General features: G+C 62.6%; 9 protein-coding genes. 2 read left to right on the top strand and 7 right to left on the bottom strand.

Translation table 11 applies throughout. The annotated features are described in order from the left end of the window. Window positions 1-69: 69 nt before the first annotated feature. Entirely contained in the window at window positions 70-393 is a 324-nt protein-coding gene (locus V7N12_RS12470) for a DUF6280 family protein (protein WP_333714930.1), read from the bottom strand. 221 nt (window positions 394-614) lie between these two features. On the opposite strand from V7N12_RS12470, the gene efp reads away from it, so the two are divergent. Further along, complete coding sequence (gene efp, locus V7N12_RS12465) at window positions 615-1,178, top strand: elongation factor P (RefSeq protein WP_333714929.1); 564 nt, start codon at window positions 615-617, stop codon at window positions 1,176-1,178. A gap of 3 nt (window positions 1,179-1,181) precedes the next feature. Here the strand turns inward: efp and ygfZ are convergent, their stop codons facing one another. After that, the gene (gene ygfZ, locus V7N12_RS12460; RefSeq protein WP_333714928.1) at window positions 1,182-1,913 is read right to left on the bottom strand and encodes a CAF17-like 4Fe-4S cluster assembly/insertion protein YgfZ; all 732 of its coding nucleotides are present in this window, start codon (window positions 1,911-1,913) and stop codon (window positions 1,182-1,184) included. Beyond that, a complete protein-coding gene (locus tag V7N12_RS12455; RefSeq protein ID WP_333714927.1) occupies window positions 1,906-3,696 on the bottom strand; it encodes an ABC transporter ATP-binding protein in 1,791 nt (596 codons plus the stop codon). Before V7N12_RS12455 ends, ygfZ begins: the two co-directional genes overlap by 8 nt. A gap of 127 nt (window positions 3,697-3,823) precedes the next feature. Here V7N12_RS12455 and V7N12_RS12450 point away from each other — a divergent pair, with 127 nt between their 5' ends. Beyond that, complete coding sequence (locus tag V7N12_RS12450; protein WP_333714926.1) at window positions 3,824-5,005, top strand: pyridoxal-phosphate-dependent aminotransferase family protein; 1,182 nt, start codon at window positions 3,824-3,826, stop codon at window positions 5,003-5,005. Between the two features lie 3 nt (window positions 5,006-5,008). Here the strand turns inward: V7N12_RS12450 and copM are convergent, their stop codons facing one another. From copM to V7N12_RS12430, 4 genes are all read right to left on the bottom strand, one after another. Then, window positions 5,009-5,392 carry a CopM family metallochaperone gene (copM, locus tag V7N12_RS12445; RefSeq protein WP_333714925.1) on the bottom strand — a complete coding sequence of 128 codons (384 nt, stop codon included), beginning with the start codon at window positions 5,390-5,392 and terminating at the stop codon, window positions 5,009-5,011. Window positions 5,393-5,508: 116 nt separating this feature from the next. After that, window positions 5,509-5,697, bottom strand: coding sequence for a hypothetical protein (locus tag V7N12_RS12440; protein WP_333714924.1), 189 nt, complete (start codon window positions 5,695-5,697; stop codon window positions 5,509-5,511). A gap of 46 nt (window positions 5,698-5,743) precedes the next feature. Further along, window positions 5,744-6,859, bottom strand: coding sequence for a pyridoxal phosphate-dependent aminotransferase (locus tag V7N12_RS12435; RefSeq protein ID WP_333714923.1), 1,116 nt, complete (start codon window positions 6,857-6,859; stop codon window positions 5,744-5,746). A 113-nt stretch (window positions 6,860-6,972) separates the two neighbouring features. Continuing rightward, window positions 6,973-9,543: valine--tRNA ligase (locus V7N12_RS12430; protein WP_333714922.1), on the bottom strand; the 2,571-nt coding region annotated here is incomplete at its 5' end.

Genomic DNA, 9,543 nt, shown 5'->3' with positions numbered 1-9,543 from the left:
GTTCTGATCCCCGAAACGAAAAACGCGGCCCCGTGGGCCGCGTTTTTTGCAAGCTGTTTACAGACAGGTTCAGGCTGCGCGCGCCTCTTGTTCGGCGGCATGACGACGTTCGCTTTCTTCGCGCGACAGGGCAACGGAAGTCCGCACGCCTTTGCCGACGAAGTCCATCAGCCCCTGAACAACGCGTTCGTTGGGGTCGATCCCGGCGCAGGACAGAACCTCACGGCCATCGCGCGACCGCGCCCAGCGGGCGATCTGCTCGGGGCCATTGCCATACTTCTTGTCATCCGCAATCGCATCGTCCAAAGCAGCCAGTACAACGGCTGCAAACAGTTTACGGGCACGGTTACCTTGTTCGTTGTTGAACGCTGTACCGTCGACGAAATCTCGCATACTTATTCCTTCTTTTTGCTCTTGTAGTTCCCGCGTGCGGGCCTTTATGCCCGCTCCCATCCGATTCGGGGAGACTGTTTTTGCATGGCAGTCATGCGCCTGGCGCATACCTTGCGCCTGCCACGGCCTTGTTTTGCTGATCTTGCTAGTTTCCCACGCTGACGATATAGGCTCGCCAACTCTTCATTCAACCTTAACACTTCAATTGAGGCACCACGACAATGCCAAAGATCAACGGTAACGAAATCCGCCCCGGCAACGTGCTGGAACATGACGGCGGCCTCTGGGCGGCGGTCAAGGTCGACCACGTCAAGCCCGGCAAGGGCGGGGCATTTGCACAGGTCGAGATGAAGAACCTGCGCGACGGGCGCAAGCTGAACGAACGCTTCCGTTCCGCCGACAAGGTCGAGCGCGTGCGCCTTGATCAAAAGGATCAGCAGTTTCTCTATGTCGACGGCGACATGCTGACGTTCATGGACAGCGAAACCTATGAGCAGATCACCCTGCCGTCCGATATCCTGGGCGAGCGCCTGCCGTTCCTGCAGGATGGCATGACGGTCCATATCGAATACTACGGCGACGAGGCGCTGAATGTGACCCTGCCGCAAAAGGTCGTCTGCAAGGTGGTCGAGACCGAACCGGTGGTGAAAGGTCAGACGGCGGCCAACAGCTTCAAGCCCGCGATCCTTGACAACGGTGTCCGCGTCATGATCCCGCCCTTCGTCGGTCAGGAAGAGGATATCGTCGTCAATACCGAGACCTTCGAATACATGGAACGCGCCTAGGCGCTATGTCACGCGGGTGAGGGTTGCCTCGCCCGCCTGCATCTCGGCTTGCGCGCGGTCGAACCGCAGAAAGGCAAGCCCCCGGTTCCCTGAAATCGTATAAAGCGTCCCTGCCGGTTTTCCCTCGGCCGTAATCTCGTCGCCGGTCTGCGCTGTGCCGTCGATGCGGACCTGCGCCAGACCCTTGCGCAGCACCGTCTTGTGCTTCATCCGCGCGACGATCTCTTGCCCGACAAAGCAGCCTTTCTTGAAATTCACGCCATGCAGCGCCTCGAACCCCGCTTCGAGGATGTAGGTCTCTGGGGTCAGCTCGATCCCCGTTTCGGGGATCAGGTGTGCCACGCGCAGCGCGTCCCAGTCGGTGCCGTCGCTGACATCCTCTGACCCATAAAGCCGCCAGCCCATCGCCGGATGGCGGGGATCGGGATAGGCGCCCTCGGGCGCGGGTCCGGTCCCGCACGAGACGACCAGATCGGTCATGTCGATCGTCACATCCGCACGCAGCCGATACATGGTCAGTTTCTGGCCCAGCACCTGCAAATGCGAGGTTGCGACGTCGATCAGCAGCCTGTCCGCTTCGGTGATCACAAAGAAGTCCGCGATGAATTTGCCCTGCGGCGTCAGCAGGGCGGTATAGGTGATCCCCGCTTCTGCCTTCACATCATTGGTCACCAGCCCCTGCAGAAAGGACATGCGGTCGTTTCCACCTAAAGCCAGCACAGACCTGTCAGACATCGCTTTGTGTTTCCTCTTGGCTGAATTGCAGGCGGTGCAGATCGGCATAGATCCCGCCCTTTGCCAGCAATGTATGGTGGTCGCCCTGATCCACAACCCGTCCCTGATCCATCACGACGATGGAATCGGCATCCCTGATCGTGGAAAGCCTGTGCGCGATCACCAGTGTCGTGCGCCCCTTCGACAACTTTTCGAGCGCTGTCTGCACGATCTTTTCGGATTTGGTATCAAGCGCGCTTGTCGCCTCGTCCAGCAGCAGGATCGGCGTGTCCCGCAAAAGCGCGCGCGCGATGGCGACCCGCTGGCGCTGACCGCCCGACAGGTTCGACCCGCGCGGCCCCGCTGGACTGTCGAGGCCATGGGGCAGGGCGGGCAGGAAATCGCTGACATGCGCGGCGTCGAGAACGGTTTGCAACTGTGCCTCTGACACGTCCTCGCGCCCCAGAAGGATGTTGTCGCGCAGCGTTTCGTCGAACAGGGCTGCATCTTGCGTGACGACCGAAAACAGCCCCCGCAGGTCCGTCAGATCGTAGTCCGTGATCGGATGATCCCCGACCTGCACCACGCCGCCTTGCGGATCGACCAGACGCGTCAGCACGTTGAAGACGGTGCTCTTGCCCGCACCGGATGCACCCACCAGCGCGGTTGTCTTGCCGGCCTCGGCGACAAAGCTTGCCCCTTTCAGCACCGGCAGATCGCCGTATTGCAGGGCGACATCCTTCAGCACGATCCGGGGCGAGGTGGTCGGAACAGGTTTGGTCTGCGCGGGCGAGTTGATCGTGGGGGTCAGGTTCAGGACATATTGCAACCGCTCGACACTGGCCGCCGCCATCTGCCATTGACCGCTCATCAAGCCCAGCCTGCGCAGCGGATCAAAGGCCAGCGACATGGCGGTAAAGAAGGCCATGAACTCGCCGTTGGTCTTTTCGCCCGAAATGATCTCGGCCCCGCCGTAAAGCATCACCCCCAGAAAGCCGATGCCCGTCATGATGTCGATCAGCGCGGGCACCGCCGCCTGACCGACCGAGGTGCGCACCTCGGCCCGTACACCTTTCTGGATCAGCGTGTCATAGCGGCGCGTCTGATAGTCTTCGAGCGCGTTCAGCTTGATCTGGTTGACGCCATGGAACACCTCGTCCAGCCGCGTGGCGATATCCCCCGCGATCTCGCGGGCATTGCGCGACCGGCGCCGGATATAGGCCTGCACCATCAGCGATGGCAGCACCAGCAGCGGGATGCCGACGATCGCAATCAAGGTCCAGCGCCAGTCGATCCAAAGCGCGACACCAAGCAGACCGACCAGCGACACCAGATCACGGGCGATCGCGGTCAGGATGCTGCTCCAGACGCTGTTGATCTTGGTCACATCGCCCTGCACGCGTTCGATCAACTGGCCCGGCGGATGGATCTGGAAAAAACCCGAATCGAGCGTCATCAGGTGCCGCAACAGATGCTTGCGCATCGCCGCTGCCGTATATTGTTGAACGCTGGCCATCAGGACGCGCTGCCCTGCCGATGTGGCGGCCCGCACAAAGAAAATCACCATGACCCCGAGGCCCACGAAATAGAGCGCGCCGCGCTCTCCGGCGGTGAAAACATCGTCGAAGATCGGCTGCACCATCCGACTGAAGAGCGCGAGCGTCAGCCCCTCGACCATCATCAGGACGACGGCTCCGCCCAAGAGAAGCTTGTAATGCCGCAGATAGTCCCGCCAGAGCCAGAGAAAGAGCCTGGTCGCCGACTGCTGAACTGGCGAGGAAGGGTCGTGCTTTGGCGGCGCCATGGGATGCCTTTGCGGATCGGTCACCCGAGGGTCTACTGCCAATCGGGGGCCAAGGGCAAGAACGGCACGGTTGACCTTGGAAAGGGCAGGACTAATGTCGCGCAGTCTGAACAAGCAAGGTGTCCCAATGTCCCTGTCCCATGGCCGTCCCTATCTCGCGATCCCCGGACCCTCCGTCATGCCGGATCGCGTTCTGCAGGCCATGCATCGGCCCTCGCCCAATATCTATGAAGGCGAACTGCATGACCTGACCCGCAGCCTGATCCCCGACCTTAGGCGGGTTGCCAGGACCGAAAAGGATGTGGCGATCTACATCGGCAACGGACATGCCGCATGGGAGGCCGCACTGGCCAACGTGCTGTCGCGCGGCGACAAGGTGCTGGTGCTGGCGACGGGCACATTCTGCATCGGCTGGGGCGATATGGCCGCAGGCATGGGCGCCGCGGTCGAGACGCTGGATTTCGGGCAACGCCTTGCCGTCGATCCCGCCCGCGTGGCCGAGACCCTGGCGCAGGACAAGGACCACGCCATCAAGGCGGTGCTGGCGGTGCATGTGGACACCTCGACCAGCGTCAGGAATGACATCGCGGCCCTGCGCAAGGCGATGGACGATGCCGGTCACCCCGCACTTCTGATGGTCGATTGCATCGCCTCGCTCGGCTGTGACCGGTTCGAGATGGACGCCTGGGGTGTCGATGTGATGGTCGCCGGTTGCCAGAAGGGTCTGATGACGCCCGCGGGCGTCAGTTTTGTCTGGTTCAACGAAAAGGCGCGGGCCGCGCGCGGGGATTGCGTGACCGCCTATTGGGACTGGCGTCCGCGCGCCGATCCGGACCTTTATTTCCGCTACTTCAACGGCACCGCCCCGACGCATCACCTTTACGGGCTGCGTGCCGCACTCGACATGATCTTGGACGAGGGGCTGGATGCCGTGCACCTGCGCCACCAGAAACTGGCCGAGGTGATCTGGGCCGCATTTGACGTCTGGTCCACGAATGGGCCGCTGCACCTGAACGTGGTGGATCCGGCCCAGCGGTCGCATGCCGTCACCTCGGTCGGGGCAGGTGCGGCCAACGGGACCGCGATCCGGCGCTGGTGTGAAGAGCAATGCGGGCTGACGCTGGGTATCGGGCTTGGCCGCGAGCCTGCGGATGACTTCTTCCGGATCGGCCATATGGGGCATGTCAGCGGGCACATGATGATGGCCGTTCTGGGCACGATCGACGCCGGCCTCAAGGCGCTGGATATTCCGCATGGGACAGGCGCGCTGGAGGCGGCGTCGCGGGCGCTGGCCGCCCGATGTGACTAGGCGTTACTGGCCGGTCGCGTGGCCGTTGCGCACCAGCCAGTCCTTCATCCAGGCGATTTCGACAGCCTGGGCTGCGATGATCTCTGCGGCGAGGGCCCGGACTTCGGCGTCTTCGCCGTATTCCAGCACGATCTCGGCCATCGCGACGGCACCCTCATGGTGCGGGATCATCCCGAGAATGAAATCGACATCGGCGTCGCCGGTAAAGGGAATTGCCATAGCGCCATGCATGGCGTCGTTTGCGGCCATGTAGGCCGCGGTCGCCGGGCTATCGACGCCGCCTTGCCCGTGTCCGGCACCATGCCCGCTGTGGTCCATCGTTTGTGCCGCGGCGGCAAGCCCGAGCGCTGCAATGACCGGTGCGGTGAATAGAAGTGAGCGAAGCATCATGACATTTCCCTTTGCATAAGACCCGGCCCCGCTAGCCGGTTCCCGCTACTGGAACGCAAATCACGATGATGTCAAATCTGCCGGCCCGGCCGCTGCGGTTGCCGCTGCCGCGCCTAATGGCGGCTGATCCTGCGCCCGATCCACCTGAAGGTCGCGTTCAGCGCATAGGCGACGACCGCAACCCAGAGAAAACCGAAGGCGGCGGCGATGAAGCAGAAGGCGATGAACAGCAATACCCCGAACCACAAAAGGAACGCATTGGTGTAGTCCTGAACGGATTCCACGGGGCGGCGGTAAGACATGCGACACTCCTTCGACGTCAGAAGATTAGCCGCAGTCTGTCAGAAATCACCCTAATTTTTCGTGTGCCGCGGCCAGCGCTTTGGGCAGGGCCTCGGCAAAGGCAAGCACCTGCCGATCCGGTCCGCAGCTGACGCGGATACAGCGATCCTGCGGGGCGACGAACGGCATCCGCACGAAAATGCCATCGCCGACCAGATGGCTCAGGACGGCACGGGCGAAATCGCCATCCTTGCCACAGTCGATGGTGACGAAGTTCGTGGCCGACGGCAGGGGTGTCAGCCCATTGGCCCGGGCAATTTCGGCGATCCGGTCGCGGGAGGCTGCAACGGAGGTCCGGATATGCGCCAGCCACTCCGCGTCGGCGAGCGCTGCGACTGCGCCTGCCTGACCGATCCGCGACATACCGAAATGGTTGCGCACCTTGTTGAAACCCGCAATCACCGCCGCGTGGCCGATGGCATAGCCCACCCGCGCACCGGCCATGCCATGGGCCTTGGAAAAGGTGCGCATCCGCAGCACATTGTCCGCGCCGGTGTCGATAGCCGGGGCCGTGCCTTCGGGGGCGAGGTCGACATAGGCCTCGTCGAGGATCAGAAGGCAGCCCTCGGGCAGGCGGTCGATCATTTGCTGCACGATCTCTGCGCTGTGCCAGCTTCCCATCGGGTTGTCGGGGTTGGCGAAATAGATCAGTTTGGCGCCCACTTCGGCCGCCCTGGCGACCAGCGCGTCGGGGTCTTCGTGGTCGCTCTGATAGGGCACCTTGTGCAGCACCCCGCCAAAGCCCGCGACATGGTAGTTGAAGGTCGGATAGGCCCCGTCCGAGGTCACGACCGGATCGTCCTGACCGACATAAAGCCGCACGACCAGCCCCAAAAGCCCGTCGATGCCTTCGCCGATCATGATGCACTGGGGGGCGACGCCGTGGTGCGCGGCAAGGGCGTGGCGCAGATCGTGGCTTTCAGGGTCGCCATACATCCAGACCTCGGAGGCGGCCTCTTGCATGGCGGCGATGGCTTTGGGCGATGGGCCAAAGCCGCTTTCATTGGCCCCCAGACGGGCGACGAAGGGGCGGCCCATGCGGCGTTCCTGCGCTTCGGGGCCGACAAAGGGGACCGAGGCGGGAAGGGACTGGGCGAGGGGTGTGAGGGTTGGTTTGGTCATGGCGGTGATTTGAGGAGGGCGCGGCCACTTTGGCAAGTGGTCTATGCCTCCGGCGGGAGTTTCGTGGGAGAAAGAAATCAGGGGCGACCCGAAAAGCCGCCCCCGATGATGCGTCAGCCGATCTCTTGCAGGCGCGCGATGGCCGCCTTGATCTGGCTTTCTTCATTTTCGCGCAATCCGAGATTCGCGCGCGCTTCCGCCACGATGTCATCAGGGGCCGAGGCGATGAAATTGGGATTGGTCAGCCGCCCGCGCAGGCCGCCGAGTTCCTTGCCCAACTTTTGCAGCGTCTTTTCCAGCCGGTCGATTTCGGCGGCGACGTCGATCAGCCCTTCGAGCGGGATCGCGAAGGTGCCGCCCTCCATCGGGATGGTGACGCAGCCCTTGGGAAAGTCATCGACGGCTGTCAGGCTGTCGATGCGGGCCAGACGCTGGATCAGCGCCGCATTGTTGTCCCATGCGGACTGTCCCCGGGCGTCGAGACCCTTGACCAGAAGAGGCACCTTGGCCCCCGCAGGCACATGCACCTGCGCGCGGGCAGAGCGGGTGTTTTCGATCAGCGCGATCACCCAGTTCATCTCGCGGTCGGCATCCGCATCCAGCAGATCAGCCGCCCGGTAGGTCGGCCAGTCGGCATGGACCAGCATCTTGGCGCGGCTCTGGCCCATGCCCCAGAGTTCTTCTGTGATGAAGGGCATGATCGGGTGCAGCATGACCAGGCATTGATCAAGCACCCAGCGCAGGGTCTTTTCGGTCTCCGCTTTCGCCGCCGCATCATCGCCTTGCAGGATCGGTTTCGAGAATTCCAGATACCAGTCGCAGACCTTGCCCCATGTGAAGGCATAAAGCGCGTCGGCCACGTCGTTGAACCGGTAGGCCTCCATCCCGGCATCGACGGCTTCGCGCACCTTGCCGGTCTCGCCGATGATCCATCTGTTCAGGGTCTGTGTCGCGGTGGGCATCGGGACATCGCCGGGGTAGGGGATGTCGTAGTGGTCGGCAAAGCTGAAGGCGTTCCACAGCTTCGTGCCGAAGTTGCGATAGCCCTTGATCCGGTCCTCGCTGATCTTCAGCACCCCACCCAGGGCTGCCATCTGCGCGTTGGAAAAGCGCAGCGCGTCAGCCCCGTAGGCGTCGATCATGTCCAGCGGGTCGATCACGTTGCCCTTGGTCTTCGACATCTTCTCGCCCTTGGCATCGCGGACAAGCTGGTGCAGGTAGACGGTGTGGAAGGGTTCGCGGCCCATCACCGCCTCGGACATCATCATCATGCGGGCGACCCAGAAGAAGAGGATGTCCTGTCCCGTGACCAGCACGTCGCCGGGGAAGTATTTCATCGCCGGGTCATCCGCAGGCCAGCCAAGCGTGCCGAAAGGCCAAAGACCGGACGAAAACCAGGTGTCGAGGACATCGGGGTCGCGCCAGACGGGATATTCCAGCACGGTCGGATCCTGTGTGACATTGTATTGCGCAAGGCTGGCGGCAAAGCGGTCGACGGCTTCGGCGCGGTCGGCGACTTCGATCACCTTGGCATGGCTCAAGGGGCTGGGCACATCCGCGTTGTCGAAGATGAAATCGCCCTTGACGCTTTCCAGATCAGGGCCGCTGTGCATGACCGTGCCACGGTGGACCAGCCCGTCAAGCAGCAGCCCGAGGATTTCGACCTCGTCCAATGTGCCCGAAGGATTGCTTTCGTCCTCGACACCAAGGTCAAGACCATACCAGACCGGAATCTGATGCCCCCACCAGAGCTGGCGTGAAATGCACCAGGGTTCGATGTTCTCCAGCCAGTGGAAGAAGACCTTTTCGCCGCTCTCGGGCATGATTTTCACGCGACCGGAACGCACGCTTTCCAGCGCAGGCGCGACGATCCTGGCGCTGTCCACGAACCACTGGTCGGTCAGCATCGGCTCGATGACCACTTTCGAGCGGTCGCCGAAGGGCTGCATGATCTTCTTGGCTTCGACGAAGGGGATCATAGCGGGTGCGTCATCGCGTGGGTTGTCACCCACCCTACCTTCGTCCTCTGTAGGGTGGGTGGAACCCACCGCCGGGTTCGGGATCATGACGGCCAGACCTTCCGCCGTGATGTCGGCCACCACGCGGGCTCGCGCCTCGAACCGGTCCAGTCCGCGGTATTCGTCGGGCACAAGGTTCATCGCGGCGATCATCGCCTCGTCGAAACCCTGCTCGCCATTCGCAATCGCCTGCGCGACTGCGGCTTCCTCGGCATAGGGCAATCCGTCCGCGCGCATGTTCCCCTTGGTGTCCATCAGGGAATACATCGGGATATTGCCGCGCTTGGCGACCTCGTAGTCGTTGAAGTCATGGGCACCCGTGATCTTGACCGCACCCGATCCGAAATCGGGATCGGGGTAGGGGTCGGTGATGATCGGGATCAGGCGGCGGTGTTCCTTGGGGCCGACCGGAATTTCGCACAGCTTGCCGACGATGGGCGCATAGCGCGCGTCCTTGGGGTTCACCGCGACAGCCCCGTCGCCCAGCATGGTTTCGGGGCGTGTCGTGGCAATCGAGATGTAATCGCGCGTTTCGCGCAAGGTGACGTTCCCGTCTTCGTCTTTCTCGACGTATTCATAGGTCTCGCCACCGGCCAGCGGGTATTTGAAGTGCCACATATGGCCGTCGACCTCGATATTCTCGACCTCGAGGTCGGAGATCGCGGT

Origin of the sequence: Yoonia sp. (genome assembly GCF_036770585.1) — a bacterium.
In the GTDB taxonomy this organism is placed as follows: domain Bacteria; phylum Pseudomonadota; class Alphaproteobacteria; order Rhodobacterales; family Rhodobacteraceae; genus Yoonia.
This window is presented reverse-complemented; position numbering and strand designations above follow the sequence as displayed.